General features: G+C 58.1%; 18 protein-coding genes, 4 pseudogenes and 1 riboswitch. Of the genes and pseudogenes, 11 read left to right on the forward strand and 11 right to left on the reverse strand.

The window, feature by feature from the left end:
- Positions 1 to 33 precede the first annotated feature (33 nt).
- Entirely contained in the window at positions 34 to 2,451 is a 2,418-nt protein-coding gene (locus FS690_RS15390) for a heavy metal translocating P-type ATPase (protein ID WP_370512314.1), read from the reverse strand.
- A 319-nt stretch (positions 2,452 to 2,770) separates the two neighbouring features.
- On the opposite strand from FS690_RS15390, the gene cadR reads away from it, so the two are divergent.
- The 4 genes from cadR to arsC all read left to right on the forward strand — a co-directional run bounded on the left by cadR (position 2,771) and on the right by arsC (position 5,702).
- Positions 2,771 to 3,229 carry a Cd(II)/Pb(II)-responsive transcriptional regulator gene (cadR, locus tag FS690_RS15395; protein WP_065647961.1) on the forward strand — a complete coding sequence of 153 codons (459 nt, stop codon included), beginning with the start codon at positions 2,771 to 2,773 and terminating at the stop codon, positions 3,227 to 3,229.
- 261 nt (positions 3,230 to 3,490) lie between these two features.
- On the forward strand, positions 3,491 to 3,844 hold the full coding sequence (locus FS690_RS15400) for a metalloregulator ArsR/SmtB family transcription factor (protein ID WP_006785991.1): 354 nt from the start codon (positions 3,491 to 3,493) through the stop codon (positions 3,842 to 3,844).
- Positions 3,845 to 3,940: 96 nt separating this feature from the next.
- The gene (locus FS690_RS15405) at positions 3,941 to 5,224 is read left to right on the forward strand and encodes an arsenic transporter (RefSeq protein ID WP_065647960.1); all 1,284 of its coding nucleotides are present in this window, start codon (positions 3,941 to 3,943) and stop codon (positions 5,222 to 5,224) included.
- Between the two features lie 49 nt (positions 5,225 to 5,273).
- Positions 5,274 to 5,702 carry a glutaredoxin-dependent arsenate reductase gene (arsC, locus tag FS690_RS15410; RefSeq protein ID WP_065647959.1) on the forward strand — a complete coding sequence of 143 codons (429 nt, stop codon included), beginning with the start codon at positions 5,274 to 5,276 and terminating at the stop codon, positions 5,700 to 5,702.
- A gap of 57 nt (positions 5,703 to 5,759) precedes the next feature.
- Here arsC and arsH read toward each other — a convergent pair whose 3' ends face one another.
- Both arsH and FS690_RS15420 read right to left on the reverse strand, forming a co-directional pair.
- Complete coding sequence (gene arsH, locus FS690_RS15415) at positions 5,760 to 6,452, reverse strand: arsenical resistance protein ArsH (RefSeq protein WP_162287177.1); 693 nt, start codon at positions 6,450 to 6,452, stop codon at positions 5,760 to 5,762.
- 26 nt (positions 6,453 to 6,478) lie between these two features.
- Entirely contained in the window at positions 6,479 to 6,814 is a 336-nt protein-coding gene (locus FS690_RS15420; protein WP_075050709.1) for a helix-turn-helix transcriptional regulator, read from the reverse strand.
- Positions 6,815 to 7,162: 348 nt separating this feature from the next.
- Here FS690_RS15420 and umuD point away from each other — a divergent pair, with 348 nt between their 5' ends.
- The 5 genes and pseudogenes from umuD (at position 7,163) to FS690_RS15445 (ending at position 11,552) form a co-directional block, all read left to right on the forward strand.
- The gene (umuD, locus tag FS690_RS15425; protein ID WP_075050708.1) at positions 7,163 to 7,612 is read left to right on the forward strand and encodes a translesion error-prone DNA polymerase V autoproteolytic subunit; all 450 of its coding nucleotides are present in this window, start codon (positions 7,163 to 7,165) and stop codon (positions 7,610 to 7,612) included.
- An 8-nt stretch (positions 7,613 to 7,620) separates the two neighbouring features.
- Positions 7,621 to 7,848: pseudogene (locus FS690_RS15430) on the forward strand (DNA polymerase V subunit UmuC); the annotation flags it as partial.
- A 73-nt stretch (positions 7,849 to 7,921) separates the two neighbouring features.
- Positions 7,922 to 8,905, forward strand: a pseudogene (locus tag FS690_RS15435) (tyrosine-type recombinase/integrase).
- A 2-nt stretch (positions 8,906 to 8,907) separates the two neighbouring features.
- Entirely contained in the window at positions 8,908 to 11,025 is a 2,118-nt protein-coding gene (locus tag FS690_RS15440) for a tyrosine-type recombinase/integrase (RefSeq protein WP_047714191.1), read from the forward strand.
- A gap of 125 nt (positions 11,026 to 11,150) precedes the next feature.
- Positions 11,151 to 11,552, forward strand: coding sequence for a VOC family protein (locus FS690_RS15445; protein WP_014606795.1), 402 nt, complete (start codon positions 11,151 to 11,153; stop codon positions 11,550 to 11,552).
- Positions 11,553 to 11,718: 166 nt separating this feature from the next.
- Here FS690_RS15445 and crcB read toward each other — a convergent pair whose 3' ends face one another.
- From crcB to FS690_RS15485, 8 genes are all read right to left on the reverse strand, one after another.
- Positions 11,719 to 12,093: a fluoride efflux transporter CrcB gene (gene crcB / locus FS690_RS15450; RefSeq protein ID WP_010260804.1), complete on the reverse strand. Its 375-nt coding sequence runs from the start codon at positions 12,091 to 12,093 to the stop codon at positions 11,719 to 11,721.
- A gap of 2 nt (positions 12,094 to 12,095) precedes the next feature.
- A complete protein-coding gene (locus tag FS690_RS15455; RefSeq protein WP_145339871.1) occupies positions 12,096 to 12,803 on the reverse strand; it encodes a 2,3-diphosphoglycerate-dependent phosphoglycerate mutase in 708 nt (235 codons plus the stop codon).
- A 43-nt stretch (positions 12,804 to 12,846) separates the two neighbouring features.
- Positions 12,847 to 14,136, reverse strand: a complete 1,290-nt coding sequence (gene eno, locus FS690_RS15460) for a phosphopyruvate hydratase (protein WP_014606792.1) — start codon at positions 14,134 to 14,136, stop codon at positions 12,847 to 12,849.
- Positions 14,137 to 14,151: 15 nt separating this feature from the next.
- The gene (locus FS690_RS15465; protein WP_014606791.1) at positions 14,152 to 14,577 is read right to left on the reverse strand and encodes a universal stress protein; all 426 of its coding nucleotides are present in this window, start codon (positions 14,575 to 14,577) and stop codon (positions 14,152 to 14,154) included.
- A complete protein-coding gene (locus tag FS690_RS15470) occupies positions 14,574 to 15,482 on the reverse strand; it encodes a DHHA2 domain-containing protein (protein ID WP_014606790.1) in 909 nt (302 codons plus the stop codon). Before FS690_RS15470 ends, FS690_RS15465 begins: the two co-directional genes overlap by 4 nt.
- A 78-nt stretch (positions 15,483 to 15,560) precedes the next feature.
- A riboswitch (Fluoride riboswitch) is annotated at positions 15,561 to 15,630 on the reverse strand.
- Positions 15,631 to 15,679: 49 nt separating this feature from the next.
- Positions 15,680 to 16,279: a uracil-DNA glycosylase family protein gene (locus FS690_RS15475; RefSeq protein WP_014606789.1), complete on the reverse strand. Its 600-nt coding sequence runs from the start codon at positions 16,277 to 16,279 to the stop codon at positions 15,680 to 15,682.
- Complete coding sequence (locus tag FS690_RS15480; RefSeq protein ID WP_014606788.1) at positions 16,276 to 17,436, reverse strand: TDT family transporter; 1,161 nt, start codon at positions 17,434 to 17,436, stop codon at positions 16,276 to 16,278. The genes FS690_RS15475 and FS690_RS15480 overlap by 4 nt, the downstream gene beginning before the upstream one ends.
- Positions 17,437 to 17,587: 151 nt before the next feature.
- Positions 17,588 to 18,586: a YncE family protein gene (locus FS690_RS15485; RefSeq protein ID WP_014606787.1), complete on the reverse strand. Its 999-nt coding sequence runs from the start codon at positions 18,584 to 18,586 to the stop codon at positions 17,588 to 17,590.
- A 249-nt stretch (positions 18,587 to 18,835) separates the two neighbouring features.
- On the opposite strand from FS690_RS15485, the pseudogene umuC (FS690_RS15490) reads away from it, so the two are divergent.
- A pseudogene (gene umuC / locus FS690_RS15490) lies at positions 18,836 to 19,876 on the forward strand (translesion error-prone DNA polymerase V subunit UmuC); the annotation flags it as partial.
- A gap of 46 nt (positions 19,877 to 19,922) precedes the next feature.
- Positions 19,923 to 20,963 (forward strand): annotated as a pseudogene (gene umuC / locus FS690_RS15495) (translesion error-prone DNA polymerase V subunit UmuC); the annotation flags it as partial.
- Positions 20,964 to 21,087 lie beyond the last annotated feature (124 nt).

Below are 21,087 nucleotides of genomic sequence, written 5' to 3' on the forward strand. Positions count from 1 at the left end.
ATATAAGCCAACGGCTTCTCCTGACACTGCCCATCATAATCTGATAGGCAGCAACCGCTGCTTATTACGTAACAGGCGCAGACCATTTGCCACGACAAGCAGGCTTGCACCCACATCCGCGAATACCGCCATCCACATGGTGCCCATACCTGCAATGGTCAGGGCCAGAAACACTGCCTTGATCCCAATAGCCATAACGATATTCTGAACCAGAACGTTATACGTCTGGCGGGAGAGTCGGACAAAAGCCGGGATTTTACGCAAATCGTCATCCATGAGGGCCACATCGGCAGTCTCGATGGCGGTATCCGTGCCCATTGCGCCCATGGCAAAGCCGATATCGGCGCGGGCCAGCGCCGGTGCATCATTGATGCCGTCGCCTACCATGCCGGTCGTGCCCTGCGCCGTAAACGTTTCTACAGCACGCAGTTTATCTTCCGGCAGCTGATCCCCCCGCGCCTCATCGATACCAACCTGACCGGCAATGGCCTGCGCAGTGTGCGCATTGTCTCCGGTCAGCATGAGCGTTTTGACACCCAGACTATGCAACTGACTTATCGCCTCGCGGCTGCTTTCCTTCACCGTATCAGCCACCGCAAACAGCCCAAGCACCTGATGAGTGTCACAGAGCATGATGACCGTTTTACCCCCGGTCTCCAGTTCCGTTAGTGCAGCCCTGACCGCTTCCGGGCAGCGCACCGTTTCTTCAGCCAGCCTCAGATTGCCCAGACTGTAGGTTTGACCGTTGATGACGCCACGCACGCCGCGGCCTGGCAGAGCCTCAAAGTTTTCCACTTCATAACGCTGAATGCTATCTGATGCCGCCGATACAGCCTGCGAAACCGGATGATCGGAGTAACCTGCCAGGCTCACAGCCAGCCTGCGCCCCTCGTCTTCTGCCACCCCGGTATAGATAATCGCATCCGTCTGTACCGGCTTACCGTGCGTCAGGGTGCCGGTCTTGTCGAGCGCCAGCCACTTCAGCTTTCGACCCTCTTCAAGATAAACGCCGCCCTTGATCAATATCCCCCGGCGGGCTGCTGCCGTCAGGCCGCTGACAAGGGTCACTGGCGTGGAAATGACCAGCGCACAGGGGCAGGCGATAACCAGCATCACCAGCGCCTTGTATATCCACGCCTGCCAGCTTTCACCTGCAATCAGCGGCGGGAGAACGGCAACTGCGACGGCAATAGCAAACACCACAGGGGTATAAATTTGCGCAAAGCGATCAACAAAGCGCTGCGTAGGGGCTTTTGCCCCCTGCGCTTCCTCCACGGCATGAATGATACGCGCAAGCGTGGTATTTCCGGCAGCCGCCGTTACCCGGTACTCAAAGCCACCGGATCCGTTGACCGTCCCGGCGAAGACCGGGTCGCCTTCCCCTTTATCCACCGGCAGGCTTTCGCCGGTAATAGGTGCCTGATTAATGGCGGTCCTTCCCCGAACCACCGTGCCGTCGAGGGCGATACGCTCGCCCGGTTTTACCCTGACCACGCTGTTAAGGGATACAGACACGGCCTCAGTTTCTTTCCAGGAGCCGTCCGGCTGCTGAATTGTGGCCGTTTCAGGCGTCAGTTTCATCAGAGAGCCGATGGCATTGCGGGCGCGATCAAGAGACTTTGCTTCAATCAGTTCCGCAATCGTGAACAGGACCATTACCATGGCGGCTTCAGGCCACTGTCCGAGCGCCAGCGCCCCGGTGACGGCAATACTCATCAGGGCGTTGATGTTCAGGTTGCCGTTGCGAAGAGCAATCCAGCCTTTTTTGTACGTGGACAGGCCACAGGCCGCAACGGCAGCAAGAGCAAGAGCCGCTTCCAGCCATTCCGGCATGCCCGCCCAATGCATGGCTTCGGCGGCGCTTGCCGCCACACCGGCAAGCGCGAGCGGCCACCAGGGTTTTTTCTTTTCCTCAGTGACCACGTGCCGGCCATTACTGTCAGGAAGTTCAGGTTCAAAGCCCAGCGAACGAATGGCGGCCAGAACTGGCTCCAGCGCATCCGGTGCGTGAACCACCGTCAGTACGCGCTGCATAAGATTGAAATCCAGTTCCTTGACGGCTGACATGCCATCCAGCTTTTTACGAATCATGCCCTCTTCAACAGGGCAGTCCATCTGCATGATCCTGATACTGGTACGCACCCCGTCAGCGGTCAACTGCTGCGTCTGCAGCTCACCGAATGTGACAGGGGCAGGTGCGCAGCAGGAACCGCCGGTACTTTCCGCCTCACGGCCTGTACAACAGTTGCCTTCAGGCTGCATTGCTTTATCAATCGGTTCCGGGTCAAAACCCAGCGAGCGCACCGCCTGCAGAACCGGTTCCAGCGCCTGCGGCGTATGGGTCACGGTAAGCACCCTCTGTATAAGATTGAATTCGAGATTGCTGACGGAAGATAATTTTGCCAGTTTTTTTCGGAGGAGCGCCTCCTCCGTCGGGCAGTCCATCTGCATGATGCGCAGACGCGTCTGAACGTCATCGTTGCGGGGATGCTCTGCAACCAGTTCGGACACCTGGCTCAGGCCGTCCGTTGAGCAGCAGCTCCCGGTGCTGCAACAAGCCGGTGTGGTCTCAGTCGTTTTTGGTGGCATCTTCTCGGAAGCCTCAGTCGGGGCAGTTGCGGTATTTTTAACAGACGCCTCCTCTACGGTTGCGGCTGATCCACATTTTTTATTACTGCAGCAGTCACTCATTTTTTTATCCCGTTCATAACGTATACTGGCATTAAAGACCCTGATGTAACTACAGGGTCAAGCTCAGAAGAGGTGTGATATGAAAATTGGTGAACTGGCCCGCCAGGCGGGATGTCCTGTAGAGACGGTACGTTATTATGAGCGAGAGGGGCTTTTGCAGGCCGCATTGCGGGACCAGACTAATAACTACCGCCATTACGACAGCGCACATCTCGAAAGGCTTATGTTTATCCGGCGCTGCCGGGCGCTCGATATGACCCATGAAGAAATCCGGGTGTTGCTGCAGGCGCGCAGCCAGCCTGACGCAGACTGCGGTACGGTTAATGCCCTGATAAATGAACATCTGAACCACGTTCAGGCCCGTATTCGTGAACTGAATATGCTGGAAAAACAACTTTTTGAGCTCCAAAGCCACTGCAATGCCAACCGGGCAACACGGGACTGCGGAATTCTGCGCGAACTGGAGCAGACAGAAGAGTCTGAGGATATCGTGCCGGTTATCACTGCAGGTCATCTGGCCGGAAGCCACTCTTACTGATGCTGCTTTCTGCTGTAAGTAGAACTGTTCACTAAAGAAACAGGCTTTTTTGTGATGTGACTTCGTCTTGCCCGTCTATTAAGGCAGCTGAAAGTGTGCTGCCGTTAAAATCTGTGTGACATCGTTTAACCGCTATTCCCTCATTAAGCTGTACAGAAAAGCCTGTAATCACGTCACAACATATATGAATTTATCAATATAAAATTGACCTTTCGTCTGCAGAAGACGAGACTTGTTGCTGTCCGCCACGAAGGAGAAATTATGCCGTCACTTTTGCCCCTGCAACTTTTTAAGAATCTTTCTGACGAAACCCGGCTCAGCCTAGTGCTGTTGTTGCGCGAAAAAGGGGAGCTCTGCGTCTGCGAGCTTGTATCTATCCTGAAAGAAACACAGCCAAAAATATCGCGGCACCTGGCCCTGCTCAGAGAGAGTGGACTGCTTATCGACAGGCGCGACGGCAAGTGGATCCATTACCGGTTATCGCCACACATGCCTGCGTGGGCAGCAGCGGTCATTGAGCAGGCATATCTGTGTCAGCGGGATGAAATTCTTCATCTCAGTCAGCAGGCTGAGCGTGATAACGCAACCACCAACGGCAAAGCTGTCTGCATGTAAAAATTTTATCTAAACACATTCGATTAAACGAATATATTTACAGGGTACACTTAGCAGCCCGCTTTAACGGGCAGGTATAATTAAGAAGGAGAGAGTATGTTTCTGGCGGGTGCGATTTTTATCCTGACCCTGATACTGGTGATCTGGCAGCCGAAAGGGCTCAGCATTGGCTGGAGTGCCGTTATCGGCGCCGCACTGGCGCTGCTGACCGGCGTGGTAAACATCGGGGACATTCCTGTGGTCTGGCAGATTGTCTGGAACGCCACGGCCACGTTTATTGCGGTCATCATTATCAGCCTGCTGCTTGATGAGTCCGGCTTTTTTGAGTGGGCCGCGCTGCACGTTTCACGCTGGGGCGGCGGCAGGGGCCGGTTGCTGTTCACGTATATCGTTCTGCTGGGTGCGGCGGTAGCCGCCCTGTTCGCCAATGACGGGGCAGCGCTTATTCTGACGCCGATCGTTATCGCCATGCTGCTGGCGCTGGGCTTCAGCCCGGGCGCCACGCTGGCGTTTGTGATGGCGGCAGGCTTCATCGCTGATACCTCCAGCCTGCCGCTCATCGTGTCGAACCTGGTGAACATTGTCACGGCAGACTTCTTTAAACTGGGTTTCAGCGAGTATGCCTCGGTGATGGTGCCGGTGAATATCGCGTCCGTGGCCGCCACGCTGGTGATGCTGCACCTGTTTTTCCGCAGGGACATCCCGGCCACTTACGACCTGGCGAAGCTGAAGGCGCCGCGTGAGGCCATTCGCGATGCGCGTACCTTTAAAACCGGCTGGATTGTTCTCATCCTGCTGCTGATCGGCTTCTTTGCCCTCGAACCACTCGGCGTACCGGTCAGCCTTGTGGCCGCGGTGGCGGCGTTTATTCTCTGGCTGGTAGCCCGGAAAGGCAATGTGATTGATACCGGAAAGGTACTGAAAGGTGCGCCCTGGCAGATCGTTATCTTCTCGCTGGGCATGTACCTGGTGGTATACGGACTACGCAATGCCGGGCTGACTGATTACCTTTCTGCCGCCCTAAACCGGTTTGCAGAGCATGGCGTCTGGGGCGCAACGCTCGGCACCGGCTTTCTGACGGCGGCGCTTTCATCAGTCATGAACAACATGCCTACCGTGCTGGTTGGCGCGCTCTCCATTGACGGCAGCACCGCGCAGGGCGTGGTGAAGGAGGCGATGATTTACGCCAACATCATCGGCTGCGACCTCGGTCCGAAAATCACCCCCATCGGCAGCCTTGCTACCCTGCTGTGGCTGCACGTCCTGGCACAGAAAAACATTACCGTCAGCTGGGGCTACTACTTCCGTGTGGGCATCGTGATGACCCTGCCGGTGCTGTTTGTGACGCTGGCCGCACTGGCCCTGCGCCTGTCTGTTTAACCTAAACCCCGGCGCTGCGCCTGTGCAGCGCCTTTACGGAGTACCGCTTATGACTGACATTACCATTTACCACAATCCGGCCTGCGGGACGTCCCGCAATACCCTGGCACTTATCCGCAACAGCGGCACCGAGCCCACGGTGATTCTGTATCTGGAAACTCCGCCGGCGCGTGATGAGCTGAAAAAGCTTATTGCGGATATGGAGATCAGCGTGCGCGCCCTGCTGCGTAAAAATACCGAACCTTACGAGCAGCTCGGCCTGGCAGAGGACCGGTTCAGCGATAACGAACTGCTCGATGCCATGCTGGCTCATCCGATCCTCATTAATCGACCGGTTGTGGTTACGCCGCTCGGAACGAAGCTGTGTCGCCCCTCAGAAATGGTTCTGGACATACTGCCGGACCCGCAGAAGGGAGCGTTTACCAAAGAGGACGGCGAAGCCGTCATTGATGAGCACGGAAACCGCGTCAGCCACTGATGTTTCACCAGGCTGCGGGCATAGCAAATTTGAAAAAGCCGGCAGATGCCGGCTTTTTTATATGCTGCGCTGGTTTACACGCTCAGAGAGCTGCGCGGCACTCTCTTTCCTTTCGCTGTAGCGGTCGGTGAGATAACCACTGCGACCGCGCGTCAGCAGAGTGAACTTCATCAGTTCCTCCATGACGTCCACTATGCGGTCATAATACGGAGAAGGCTTCATGCGGCCGGCCTCATCAAACTCGGCCCAAGCTTTTGCCACGGATGACTGGTTCGGGATAGTGATCATCCGCATCCAGCGCCCGAGAATACGCATCTGATTTACGGCGTTGAACGACTGTGAGCCGCCGCTGACCTGCATTACCGCAAGGGTTTTCCCCTGCGAGGGCCGGACCGCCCCGGACGTCAGCGGAATCCAGTCAATCTGCGTCTTCATGATGCCGGTCATGGCACCGTGACGCTCAGGGGAGCACCAGACCATCCCTTCTGACCAGAGTACCAGCTCGCGCAGCTCTGCGACCTTCGGATGCGTCTCAGGTGCATCATCCGGCAGCGGCAGGCCAGACGGATTGAATATCTTCACCTCCGCGCCCATGGCCGTCAGCAGCCGGGCGGCCTCTTCCGTGGTGAGTCGGCTGTAAGAGCGCTCCCGCAGCGAGCCGTAGAGCATCAGTATGCGGGGCGGATGCGCCACCTCTTCGACTTTTAATTTTTCTTCCGTCAGCGGTGCATCCAGGTGCGTCGGATCGATATTGTTCAGGGCATCATTGAAGTTATTCACAATAGAGTCTCTTTATGAGTAATCGTAGCCGACAGGCTGCAGCAGCAGCCAGCGGCGCAGCACTCTTCCGTCAGAAAGGCCATCAGCTGCTCAAGCTGCGCATAGCAGGGCCTGCAGAACAGGGTACGGCTCTGCCGTTCCTGGCTTATGAGGCCAGCTGACATCAGCGCAGAAAGGTGATGACTTAGCGTGGAGGCCGGAATAGCCAGTCTTTTCTGGATGTCACCCACAGGCAGTCCTTCAGGCCCGACTTTCACCAGTTCACGGTAAATTCCCAGTCGCGTCACGTGTCCCAGTTCCCTGAGAGCAGCCGCAGCATTTTGTATGTCCACATCATCACCAAATCTACATTTCCAGAATAATGGAAATATAATTTAAAGCGGACGGAATGGTCAAGCCTCTTCCCGCCATAAAAGTGCTGCGCTCAAAAAGAAAGCCTTTTATACCCTGTTGATCCGGCTGCAGTGGCAGAGCATATAAAAAGGCCATGGCTCAGCATTTCGGTAAAATTCCAGCACTCTGACAACAGCTTTAGCCATAACCGTTTCGCTTCCTCTTGCCAGAAATTCCAGGCTCAATAATACTGTTCATATAACCAGTATAATTTAAAGGAGGATTTTTATGCGCTTTACATTTTTTTCCCTAATCCGTACACAGCAGCACGTCCGGGACGCCGCGTTATGAAAGCGGTCAGTTACGCTCAGGGCCTGACGCTGTTATGGCCGCCGATTTTTACCCCAACGGTAAAGGTGCCGCTGTACGCAGATCCCTGCTCAGCTGGCTTTCCCTCCCCTGCTCAGGATTATGTAGAGAAAGAGCTGGACCTGAATGAGCTTTGTATTCGCAGACGGGCGTCCACATTCTTCGTACGGGCCAGTGGCAACAGCATGCAGGAGCTGGGGCTTTATGACGGTGATGTTATGGTGGTCGATCGCGCGGAGCCACCCACGCACGGCGACATCGTCATTGCCGAGGTTGGCGGTGAGTTCACAGTTAAGCGCCTGCAGCTGCTCCCGAGGGTGGCACTGCTGCCCATGAACCCTGCTTACGCCGCCATCTATCCGGAAGAGCTGCAGCTGCTCGGCGTTGTCACCTGGTTCTTTAACAGTACCCGGGCCCGTCGGAGATAATTATGCCCATGTTCGGACTGGCTGACGTCAACTCTTTCTATGCCAGCTGTGAGACGCTTTTCCGCCCGGACCTGCGTGGCAGGCCGGTAGTCGTGCTCAGTAACAACGATGGCTGCGTTATTGCGCGCTCTGCTGGCGCAAAAGCTCTGGGTATAAAAATGGGTGCACCGTGGTTCCAGATAAAAACGCAGGACTATCCGGAAAAGATACACGTGTTCAGCTCAAACTATGCGCTGTAGTAAGTTAAGTGGAATGCAACATTGATCGTATAGACTTTGAACAGCAACGCTGACCTCAGAGGTAAACGCAATGACGACTCCACTAAACAACAGTGCCATTTTACTGGCGGAACGCTGGCTGAAGCTGCTGTCCGACCTGGGGCGGGCACCCGCCACCCTGACCGCCTAACGCGCAGCCCTCTGTCATTATTTTGCGTTCTGCAGCCGGAACAGGATTGAACCTGAAAAGGTCAGGTTTGATGACATGGCTGCCTACATCCGTCCTCAGTTACCCGGTATGCCTTTCCCGGCCGCAAGCGCCACGCTCCAGCTGCGCCTGTCGGCTGTCCGTCTCTGGTACGACTTCCTGATGTATCTTGACCTGTGTAAGGTAAATCCGCTGCCCCGTTCCGGCACGCCGGGCATGCTGTGTTCCGCACGGGGGCTGGTTCCCCGTATCGTAAAGCTGCCGCGTATTCCTGACGATGCACAGTGGCAGCTTTTTCAGGCTCATGCCGCGGATTCTCCGCTTCGTGACCGGCTGATGCTGGCGTTAACCTACTGCGGTGCGCTGCGACGATCGGAAGTCACCGCGCTGAGTACTGATGACCTTGACTTTGCCCACCGCCTCATCCGCGTCCGGGCTGAAACCACCAAGAACCGTCATGAACGGATCGTCTGTTACAGTCCCGCCCTGACGCCGGTGCTGGCGGCTCATCTTTTACAGATGAAGCGGTCGGGGATGGTAAAAAGAGCCCTGTTCCGCTCTGAGTCCGATCGTAATCAGGGGGCACCGCTCTCTTACTGGAGCTGGAGCAAAACGGTACGGAAATGGGCGCTTGAGTCAGGGCTGCCCGACATTTCAACCCATACTTTCCGTCACCTGCGGTTGACGCATCTGGCCCGTGCGGGCTGGAAACTGCACGAACTTGCCACCTACGCAGGTCACCGTGATCCGCGCACCACTCAGATTTATATTCACCTTTCCGGCAGGGATCTTGCCGCCCGGATGGCAGGCGCGATTGAAACGGCAGATATCAGGATGGCGAACCTCATTTTCGGCTTGGAGGAATAAGAATGTTACCCTCGCAACTACCTGAGAATGTGTGGGCTCCCTTCGACCTCTCCGCTTACAGGCTTGATGCTTTACTGACTGAGCCTGAAAAGGCCGCACTGGCCACCTCTCACAGCCGGGGCAGGCTGCTGCGGATGAAACCTGCTCCTGAGTTTATCAGGCCGCTGAAAGACATCGCAGCAGAAAGCGGATGCAGCCGCGAGGTTGCTGACCTGATAATACTGGACCTCCTGCGTGAGATGCACCTTTCGGGTATACCGTACTGGCGATGGCCGCAGGAACGCTGGCAGACATTCAGCCGGACGGACGGAAAAGGACGGCCGCTGATGGCCGCCTTTGCATGGCATTTCGCCGGACGGTATGATCCCCTCAGCCTGCCAGACATCAGAAAACCTGCCCTGTATACCTGTGCCATTTTTGGTCAGGCTATTTACTTCCGGGAGCTTCACCGCCTGACTGAAACCCTGAAATCGCTGGGCTATGCTGCGGGTAGTCAGGTCACGCATCTGTCGGGCATACTGGCCACGCTGATGGTCATGAACAGAGATCCCCGTCTTGAAACCTTTACGCCTGAACTGCTGTGGGAAGCCCAGAACAACACAGATAGCGGGACATCCCGGTACATTGGCCGGATTTCACACGGCCTTGCTGCGCTGGGCATCTTCAGCGCCCCGATGAGGATGCGTAATTATACCCGATGGTATGAAAAACCCGTAGACGGGATCGATCCGGCCTGGGTCAGGTGGTGCCGGCGCTGGCGGGAAACGTCTGTGCTGAGGCCTCGCACCCGTGAAGGCCAGTACAGCTTTATACTGCGCTGCGGCCTCTGGCTGGCAAAGGCGCATCCGGAGGTGCGTGAACCGTCAGACTGGAGCATGGAAATCTGCGCCAGCTTTATCGCTGCGGTCGGCCGAATGAACGTGGATGAGCTACAGTTGGGCACGGAAAGGGGCACCCGAAAATCGGTGCGATCCGGTGAGCCTATGATGCCGCATTCAAGGGCGCATTTTATCTACTCACTGCGCCGTTTTATGGTCGACTACGAAAACTGGGGCTGGGGTCGCCTGCGCTTCAGCCCTGCCCGTCATCTTTCCACACCGGATACCACCCTGTTTCGGCGCGACGTCAATCCCCGTGTTATCGACGATCCGGTCTGGCTCAAGCTCATCTGGGCCAGCCTCAATCTGCGTCAGGAAGACCTGCTTACTGAAATACATTATCCGCTGGCCATGCTGCAGGCGATGGCCGTCATCTGGACCCATGCGGGGCTGAGGAAAAATGAGCTGCTCCGCCTGACTACCGGTTGCATCGCGCCGCAGGCAGATGAAATAACGAAAGATGACGGCAGCGTCATCCCGGCCGGAACCCTTTGTTACCTTCATGTCCCCGCCGGAAAAACATCAAAAGCCTTTGTTAAACCCGTGGCGACAGTGGTAAAAAAATATGTCGACATCTGGCTGGCCGAACGCCCGGCAGAACAGGCCATGCTGGCTGATGAGCGGACCGGTGAGAAGGTCCGGCTGCTGTTTCAGTACCGGGGGAAGCCTGCCGGCAGCGCTATCCTCAACCGCACGGTGATACCGATGCTCTGCGCAAGAGCGGGCGTTCCTTCTGAAGACAGCGGCGGAGTGATAACCAGCCATCGGGGACGCGCCTCAGCCGTGACCGCACTGGCCAGCGTACCGCAGGGCATGTCACTGTATGAACTGATGCAGTGGGCTGGTCACTCAACGCCCCAGTCCACCATGCATTATCTCCGTATCCGCCCGACACAGCTGGCCGCCTCGTTTGTAAAAGCAGACAGAGTCGCGCACATGATCAGCGTACTGATTGATCGCGACCCTGACGCCGCCAGCCTGACCGGACCTGCAACGTATTATGATTTAGGTGATTCATACTGCACAAATCCGTTCTGGAGCAGCTGCCCGCACCGGATGGCCTGCATCGGCTGCGATTTTAACCTGCTGAAGGACAGCGCGCGCGGGCTTATTCTGGAGAGTAAAGCATCCATCCGGCGTTACCTCGAAGAGGTCCCGCTCACTCCCGATGAGAAAGCCGTACTGGAGCAGGATGCTGAAAAGGTTGAGCAGGCTCTTACAAAATTGGGCCCAAAATCCTGAGTGCTCAAATGCTTTCAATGTCCGGTCTGAGGGTGTCAGTTCAGAGTCAGTACAGACGACCGAACGTCGTATTTGATATGAATCTGATTATAGCGGGCGTTATGACGTAACTGATGGAACAGCAGATGAGAAAACAGAAGCGGTGTATGGGGTATGTGGCTGTCGTGGTCGATGACTACGATCGTGCAATTGAGTATTACACCGATAAGCTGGGCTTTACCCTGATTGAGGACACGCCGCAGCCGGGTAAGCGCTGGGTCGTGGTGACGCCGGACCCTGACAGCGACTGTGCTATTCTTCTTGCCCGCGCGTCGAACGACCGGCAGGAAGGCTTTATCGGCAACCAGTGCGGCGGACGGGTTTTTCTGTTCCTGCAGACCGATGACTTCTGGCGCGACTACAATGCTATGAAGGCAAAAGGCGTCCACTTCTGTCAGGAGCCGCGCGAGGAAGAATACGGAATGGTTGTCGTGTTTGAGGACATCTATGGCAATCGCTGGGACCTTTACCAGAACAGGCAGACCTGAAACTCTGTCACGACAGTGTCCCGGATTTAGGGGAAGCCTTACAGGCGTAAACCCTGTCGGATCAGGCCCGCAGAGAGCGCTTCTGAACAATATACTGAACTGTCTGACCTCAGTGCAGCGGTCGCTGCACTGAGGTCTCCCCTGGATAGAGGCCGTACGGTCCGGGTTAACCACACAGCGTCATGATATAAAATCCGGCCGCCGTCATGGCCAGCGAACCCAGCACGTGTATCAGCACCGAGGCGGCTGCCCAGGCATAGCTGCCTGACTGCAGCAGGGCAAAAACCTCAGCTGAGAATGTGGAGAAGGTCGTCATTCCGCCACACAGCCCGGTGGTAATGAGCAGCCGCCAGGCCGGATCGAGGCCGGGATGGCGCAGAAAATACGCCAGCGCCGCCCCGATGATAAATCCACCCAGCAGGTTGACCAGCAGCGTCCCCGGCGGCAGGTCCGGAAAAAGCGCGTTCAGGCGCGCGCCCAGCTGCCAGCGGATAACACACCCTAAAGCACCGCCGGTGATGACGGCAAAAAGCTGATTCACGTTCACTCCTTTTTTTTAATATTCAGAACATAACGGCACACGACCTTTGCGGCCGTATCCATTTCATATACAACCGGCACGCCGGTCGGGATGTGCAGCTGTGCCACGCTGTCGTGGGGCATGCCGTTCAGAAAGGCGGTCAGGGCGCGCAGCGTGTTGCCGTGCGCCACAATCAGAACGGTACTTCCGCAGCGCAGCTGTGGCACCACAACGTGGTGCCAGTATGGCATGACGCGACGCAGCGTCATTTCCAGGCTTTCCGTTGCAGGCAGGTCGGCCAGCGCAACGCGGCGGTAGCGCAGATCCCGACGCAGCTGCGCCGGAGCCTCCGCGTCTGCGGGCGGAATGCCGCTGAAGCTTTTGCGCCATAGCCGGACGGTCTCTTCCCCCATCATCCGGGCAGCGTCGTCCTTGTTCAGCCCCTGCAGCGCACCGTAGTGGCGCTCGTTCAGTCGCCAGCTCTTTTCCACGGGCGTCCAGCTTCGGTCAAGACGGTCCAGCACCCGCCAGACCGTGTGAACGCAGCGTGTCATCACCGAGGTGAAGACACGGTCGGGCATAAGGCCCGCTGCCCGCAGCGCGTCACCGGCCCGGTCGGCCTCCTGCCGCCCCCTGACCGTCAGCGGCACGTCCGTCCAGCCGGTAAAACGGTTTTCCCGGTTCCACTGGCTTTCGCCGTGCCGCAGGAGGATCAGCGTTGCAGGGGCCACAGGCATTCCTTCTTTGCCGGACGGGGACCGTCCGGCGGATGTGTTACGTGCGGCGCACAAACGCATGAAGCCCCGCGTAGTGCGCGTCCTCACCCAGCGCCTGCTCAATGCGCATCAGCTGGTTGTACTTTTCCACGCGTTCGCCGCGGCACGGCGCGCCGGTTTTCAGGTGTCCCGCGCGCAGGGCCACCGTCAGGTCGGCAAGGAACGTGTCCGTGGTTTCCCCGCTGCGGTGAGACATGAACGCACCCCAGCCGTGCCGCTGGCAGAGAGCCACGGCGTCCAGCGTTTCGCTGAGCGAGCCTATCTGATTGAGCTTGATCAGCGCGGCGCTGGCGAGGTTTTCGTCAATGCCGCGCTGGATGTACTTCACGTTGGTTACAAACAGGTCGTCACCAACCAGCTCGGCCCTGCCCGCAAGCTGCTGGTGCAGATGCTTCCAGCCCGCCCAGTCGTCCTCGGCCAGGCCGTCTTCCAGCAGGATGACCGGAAACTGGTCCATCAGCTCGCCGTAGTATGCCGTCATTTCCGCCGCGCTCAGCGCGCTGCCCTCGGTGCGCAGATGATACTGACCGTCAGCGAAAAACTCACTTGAGGCAGGGTCCATGCAGATGCTGATGTCCTCTCCGGGCCTGTATCCCGCCTTCTCAATCGCCTGTACGATAAACGCCAGCGGGTCACGGTTCGACGACACGGCGGGCGCAAAACCGCCTTCGTCGCCCACTGCCGCTGAGAGTTTTTTGTCCAGCAGGATCTGGCGCAGCGCCTGGTAGACCTCGCTGCCCTGACGCACGGCCTCGCGCAGCGTGGGTGCCCCGTGTGGCGCTATCATGAACTCCTGGAAGTCCGCGCCCTGACCGCGGGCGTGCACGCCGCCGTTGATGATGTTCATGCACGGCACGGGCAGCAGATTCGCCTGCAGGCCCCCCAGGTAGCGCCACAGCGGCTCGTGCGAGGCCTGTGCCGCCAGCCGGGCCACCGCCAGCGATACGCCCAGAATGGCATTGGCACCCAGGCGACTCTTGTTCTCCGTGCCGTCCAGCATCAGCATGATGTTGTCCAGCTGCCGCTGCTCGCGCACGTCCAGGCCGCGCACGGCTTCGCAGATTTCCGTATTAACCGCCCTGACGGCATCCAGCACGCCTTTGCCGCCAAAACGTTGTGCGTCACCGTCGCGGCGCTCTGCGGCCTCGCGCGACCCGGTGCTGGCCCCGGAAGGCACCGAGGCGCGTGCCATCATCCCGTCCGGGGTCCGGGCCTCAACTTCAACGGTGGGGTTGCCGCGAGAGTCAAGAATTTCCCGGGCGGTCACGTTATCCAGTGTAAAGTGCATAGCGTTTCTCCCGGTTTAGTCATTCAGGTGAGTAATAAGCACATCCACCGTGAGGTGGTTGATGTATTCCGCCGAGCGGGACGTCAGCATTCCCATAAAGCGGTTGCGGTGCCCGGCAAGCACGAGGTCCACGCCCAGCTCATTGATGCACTTCTCCACGTCCTCAAAGCGGCGCATGGTCACCAGCTCCCGCGTGTCTACCGCCTCAGGCACGGAGGCCGCCAGCTCGCTCATAAACGCTTTGGCTTTCAGCACCTCTTCCGACACGACGTCGTCCATCAGGCTGTCGGACACGTAGTTCATTTCCCGGTAGTCGTCGCTGATGTGGGCCAGGGTGATTTTCATGCCGAGCGGCTGCGCCAGCGCGACCGCCCGTTTCAGCAGGAGGGTGCCGTCGTCTTTGTCGTTCACAAGTATCAGTGCGTGGGTGTAGCAGGTCATAATGAACTCCCGTTCTGGTTAAGGCGGGACTCAAGCCACGGCAGAAGCTGTTTTTTGCGGCTGAGCATGCCCGGTACGGAGCAGGAGGCCGCGTTAACGCTCTCCCGCCCGGCGAAGTAAAGCGTTGAAAACCCGGCGCGAATGTCGGTCAACATCAGCACCGTCAGCCCGGCACCCGACTGGTCCGCCAGATACGCCAGGGCAGCGAGCAGGTCGTCCATCACGGGGGCAACCTGTGTCGGTGAGCTGACCTCAATCTGGGCAATGCGCACGTCGGTGCCGGCAATGACGAAGGCCTTGAGGTCCCTGCCCAGCAGCTGCTGGGCGCTGAGGCCGCTGACGTCCGTTTTGGCGGTGAGGAGGTCACGGGCGAAGGCTCTGCGGTTTACGCCGGACAGCACGCCCAGTTCGGTCGCCGAACGGATATCGTCTTCGGTGGTGGTCGGCGAGCGAAGATTCACGGTGTCACTCAGGAGTGCGCCCAGCAGAAGCACGGCGAGCGTCGGGGGCAGCGTGCGGCGCGCTTCAGCGTCCATCAGCAGCCAGAGCAGCGTGGCGCTGCTGCCAACCGGGCGGATATGCACCTCCGGCGGCAGTTGCGTTATCAGCCCGCCCAGCCGGTGGTGGTCAGTGATGCCCACGACGTTGCTCCGGAGCAGGTCGTCAGGCCCCTGCGCCGGCTCGGTGAAATCGACCAGCCACACCCGTTCATCCTGCAGCGGAATAGCGAGCAGCGGCGGCAGCGTAAGACCGGCGGTGTCAAAGATAAAGCGGGTTTCCCGGTTAGCCTCGCCGAGACGCCATGCGCGGGCGTCCATGCCGCGCCCGGTCAGCCAGTGAGCGGTGACGACCGCCGTGCAGATGGCGTCGCTGTCAGGATTGATGTGGCCAAAAACGTGTATCAAGGGTCTCTCCCCGTAAAGGGAAGTACGCAGGCCGGGAGGAAAGTAAGGACGGCCTGACGCACCTCCTGAAAATCAAGAGTCACATCAGGCGTCATCAGCTCCGGAACGGAGCGGTTGGGAAAGGTGGAACGCCATCACCCTGTACTCTGAGTATAGAGCCAGACGGAAAGCCTGTCAGTATTATTCTGCTGGCACCCTCAGCCCGCCAGCGCAGCGCGTGCTTCGCGGAGCACCCGGCGGATGTTTTCCGGCACCGCCGGGCTTGTGCAAAGTGAAAGCGGACTGGGGTGAGGCATCTTCAGCACCGTGACGCCGGGGCACTGATGACTGACCGTCCCGCGGGCCTGAGCCGCTACGGCACCGGCCAGCACCACCACGCGCAGCGCGGGCAGATACGCCAGCACGTCCTCAAGCCAGGCGCAGCCGCTGCGGATGTCCGCCGCTGAGGGCCGTTTCTGCGGCCCGTCGCTGACCCAGGGCACCGTATTCCACAGCACGCTGTCCCGGCGCGCAATACCGGCTTCCGCCAGAAACCGCCCCAGGTTCTGCTGGGCCGGCCCCGGGTTATCCCGCGACACAAACCGGGGTGACGGGCTGCTGCGCGCCGGCGACTGCAGCAGGACGAGCAGTCCGGCCCCGGTCCCGCCGTCGGCCGGATCAAACCACGGCAGCTCCACGCCGTGCTGACGCAGCCCGCTGACCCAGCGATTCAGCGCGGCCACGTGCGGCGCGGTGACTGCCGCGAGGCGTTCCTCGCGTAAAAACGGGTCCAGCAGCGACGTGCAGGTTTCACTCACGGCTTCCGGTCCAGGCCTGCCAGACAGGGGGAAACAAACAGTTTCCCGCTCCATGCCCCGCGCACCGTCTTCACCGCGACCAGCAGCCACATGGCGGCCAGCATGACGACAAGAAGCGCACCGAAGCCTTTAAAGAACGCCAGGTCAACGAGGGTGGACAGCTTCAGCGTGGCGACCGTGTACACGCCCAGCGGGAAGGTAAAGCCCCACCATCCCAGATTGAACGGAATGCCTTCACGGAAGTATCGCACGGTTATCAGCGTGGCCAGCAGCATCCACCACAGGCCGCAGCCCCAGAAGAGAATGCCGGCAACGAACCCCACGCCCTGCGCGATATGACCGATTTCCGGCATGCCCGCCGCGGCAAACACCCCGGGCGCATCTCCGCCGATGACCAGCATCCCCAGCGAGCCGGTACCAATCGGCCCCAGTGCCAGCCAGCTTGAGGCCGCCATGCTTTCGTGTGGTAGCTTGTGCAGCGCCATACGCAGCAGCAGGATGGCGAGGATGCTCAGCGCCACCGGCACCGAGTACGCCCACAGCACGTAGCTGGTAATAATGATGCCGAGCTGCGCGTGGGGGTCGGCAATGTGCGGTGCCAGCAGGCCGCCACTGACTGCCGCAACCTCGGCGGCCACGACCGGCAGTAACCAGACGGCGGTCATCTGGTCAATGCTGTGCTGCTGCCGGGTAAACATCATGTAGGGAATACACACGCCACACAGCAGCGACATCGCCACGTCCAGCCACCACAGGGCGTGCGCTACGGGAATGACGTCAGCCCCCCACCGGGGGAGGCCAAACGCCAGCAGCCCGTTGATGATGGTGGCCATGCCCATCGGGATGGTGCCGAAGAACATGGACACCGTTGAATGGCCAAAGATGCGCTTTGCCTCACCGAAGTACATCACCCAGCGGGCCAGATACATCACGGCAAAGACGCTGAACAGGAAGATGTTAAACATCCAGAGTCCCTCGGCGACGAGGCGTAATCCCGGAACCGGCCAGGGGAACTGCGCCAGAGACAGAGACAGGATACCGGTCCCCATGGTCGCGGCGAACCAGTTAGGCGTGAACTGACGTATGGCCTCTTTCGGGCTGCTCAGCGCGCTCAGCGGGCGCGCTCCGTTATGCAGGGTAAATATTTTATCGTTCATGCCGTAATCTCCTGAGTAGACAGAAAGAGTATAGGCACGTCGGGTTAAATCTTTAAAACAGGTTATTCAGTTAAAATAAACCAGTAAAAGTGGTTAGACTCTCCCACTCCGGGAAGGACCGTCACACCGCCGGAGTGAGGGAAGGACTGAATCAGGCCTGCGGCGGGCTTTTAATCGTGGCCGTGACGCGGTTCTGTTTCAGGTCAACGACCGCAATGCTGAGGTCTTTATTCAGCACCCACGCGCGGGCACCGTCTTTGCTGAAAACGATGGCCTGACGGGGCGCATCCAGTCCGGTAACGGTGGAGACCACCTTACCGGCGGCGGTATCAATAACGGAGAGGCTGTTGTCGCCCAGGTTGCCGCTGTAAACATAGCGGTTATCCGGCGTCAGGGCGGCACCGTAAGGATCCTGCCCCACGGGAATGGTTGCCGTAATGGCGAGCTTCTGCGTGTCAACCACGGCGATGGTGTTGCTGCCGCTGTTAGCCGCGTACAGTGTGCGGCCGTCGGCGCTGACTGAAATGGCGCGCAGCTTGCTGAAGCCTGTTATCTCGCCGCGAATCTCGCCCGTTACGGCGTCAACCAGGGTAATTTTATCGCCCTTAAAGTTAGTGACGTAGACGGTTTTGCCGTCCGGGCTGATTTTTATGCCCTGACGGGGCTGGGCAAAACCCGTCACGACCGCAACGGGCCGGTTGTGCGTCAGGTCATACACCGAGAGCGTGCTGGCGGCCTCGTTATTCACATACAGGCGCTGACCGTCACGGCTGATAGCTGTGCCGAATGCCCCGGGCCCCAGCGGCAGCGAGGTCTCCACATCAAGCGTCCCGGTGCTGATTTTTCTGACCACGCCGAGGCTGCTGTCTGAAAGATATACGGCCTTCCCGTCGGGGGAGAAAAGCGCATTGCGGGGCGTGACGTATCCCTTCAGCACCTTTCTGACTTTCCCGGCAGCCAGGTCGTAGACCACCACCTCAGAGCGCTCACTGTAGGACGCCACCGCCGTTTTCTCATCGGGACTGACAGCAAGGGAATTGTTGTGGATATCGCCGTCAAACGTCCAGCGTTCCTCTGCGGCACCGGCGAGGGTGCTGATAAGAAGAAACGCCACCGCGGTCAGTCCCGGGATCCTGTATTTTTTTATCATCATTTTTCCTGCATTGGGGTGGGTAAGGGATAAGACTCATTGCCCGATTGAGGGCTTCAGAGTAAGCGTGGCAGATTAAATCCTGGCGGGCAAATCGATTTTCCGACTATGTCTTACCACCCTCAACCTTCCCCCCTGTCAGTAAGCATACTGAGGTAGTTCAAGGCTGAATAATTCCTGTTCAGAAAATAAACTTCAGAGGAATGGTAACTGATTTTTTTTGTTTAAATTGCATTCCACATAAATCACAGCCTGAGCCAGAGAGTAATGACCGCGCTTGAGGAGATAACGCCACGCGTCGAGCAGTACAGCATTGATGAAATGTTCCTGGATATTACCGGTATTAACGGCTGTGAGGACTTCGAAGCTTTTGGTCGTCGCCTGCGCGCGCATGTATTTACCACAACGGGTCTTACCGTCGGTGTCGGCATGGGGCCCACTAAAACGCTGGCAAAATCGGCCCAGTGGGCGAGTAAGGAGTGGAAGCAGTTTCGCGGCGTGCTGGCGCTGACGCCGGGTAATCTGAAACGTACCGAAACTCTGCTAGCTAACCAGCCCGTTGAGGAAATATGGGGTGTGGGACGGCGTATCGGTAAGCGACTCAGCCTGATGGGCATCGAAACCGCCCTGCAGCTGTCACGCGCGCGTCCAAAGTTCATTCGCGATAACTTTTCCGTGGTACTGGAACGCACCGTACGCGAGCTGAACGGTGAGTCATGTATTCCGCTGGAAGAACTGCCGCCGGCAAAACAGCAGATAGTCTGCAGTCGCAGCTTCGGGGAGCGCATTACAACAAAAACAGCCATGCAGCAGGCGCTGTGTCAGTACGCTGCACGCGCAGCGGAAAAGCTGCGAGGGGAACGTCAGTACTGCCGCAACATCGGCGTGTTTATCCGGACGTCGCCACACGCCAGCGGTGAGGTGTTTTACGGAAACAGCGCCGGAGAGAAGCTGACACTACCAACACAGGATACGCGGGACATCATTGAGTCTGCGATGCGGTCGCTCGATTGTATCTGGCTTGAGGGGCGCAGATACATGAAAGCAGGCATCATGCTTGATAACTTTACGCCGAACGGCGTAAGCCAGCTAAATCTGTTTGACGATAATCGGCCACGGGCTAAAAGCGCACAGCTGATGAAGGTACTGGACGGCATTAATCAGTCAGGACTGGGAAATGTGTGGTTTGCCGGACAGGGAATTAACACTGAGTGGAAAATGAAGCGTGAAATGCTTAGCCCTGCCTGGACCACGCGCTGGTCAGACATTCCTAAAGCACGTGTGCTCTGAGACGATTATTAATTAAGCAGTTGAAACTGTATTCCACATAAACCATAGTCTCAGCCAGCGTGTGATGACTGCTCTGGAAGAGCTGACGCCTCGTGTCGAGCAGTACAGTATTGATGAAATGTTTCTCGTTCTGACGGGAATAAACGGATGCGAAGACTTTGAGCACTTCGGCCGGCGCCTGCTCGCGCATGTGCTGGCCACAACCGGACTGACCGTCGGCGTGGGCATGCGGCCGACAAAAACCCTAGCGAAATCAGCGCAGTAGGCCAGTAAAGAGTGGAAGCAGTTCCGCGCCGTGCTCGCACTTACGCCGGGCAATCCGAAACGCACCGAAACACTGCTGGCCAATCAGCCCGTGGAGGAAGTCTGGGGCGTTGGCCAGCGCATCGGTAAAAGACTGAACGTCATGGGCATCAGCAGTGCCCTGCAGCTGGCGCGTGCGCACCCTGCCCTCATTCGCAAAGCCTTCAACGTGGTGCTGGAGAGAGCCGTACGCGAACTGAACGGCGAGTCATGCATTCCGATCGAGGAGCTACCGCCAGCCAAGCAGCAGATTTGCTGTTCAAGATCCTTTGGCGAACGCATCACCTCAAAAGTGGCCATGCAGCAGGAGCTGTGTCAGTACGCCACGCGTGCGGCTGAGAAGCTCCTATGCGAACGACAGTTTTGCAGGCGCATCAGTGTCTTTATCAGAACCTCGCCACATGCTGTTAACGAGGTGTTTTACGGCAACACGGCCGGTGAAAAGCTGACGCTGCCCACGCAGGATACGCGCGACATCATTGAAGTGGCCATGCGCAGTTTGGACCGCATCTGGCTGGAAGGCCGCCGGTACATGAAAGCCGGTATTATGCTTGATGAGTTCACGCTAGACGGCGTGAGTCAGCTTAACCTCTTTGACGACGTACAGCCGCGGGCTAACAGCGCACAGCTGATGAAGGTACTCGACGGCATCAACCAGTCCGGGCTGGGTCACGTGTGGTTTGCAGGACAGGGAACTAATACTGAATGGAGAATGAAGCGGGAAATGCTCAGCCCTTCCTGGACTACACGCTGGTCAGATATTCCTGTTGCACGTATATTGTAACCCGACCTGATAAGCTAAATGGCTATTTCTAGGGTTGAATGTGTATTCCACATAATAAGCGCTGGGTGTAATATTGGTTTTGACCGTCTCATCCCCTACCCGAAAAAATCGTGTCCTCCTTCCT

The organism is Pantoea sp. PSNIH1 (assembly GCF_007680655.1).
In the GTDB taxonomy this organism is placed as follows: domain Bacteria; phylum Pseudomonadota; class Gammaproteobacteria; order Enterobacterales; family Enterobacteriaceae; genus Pantoea; species Pantoea eucrina.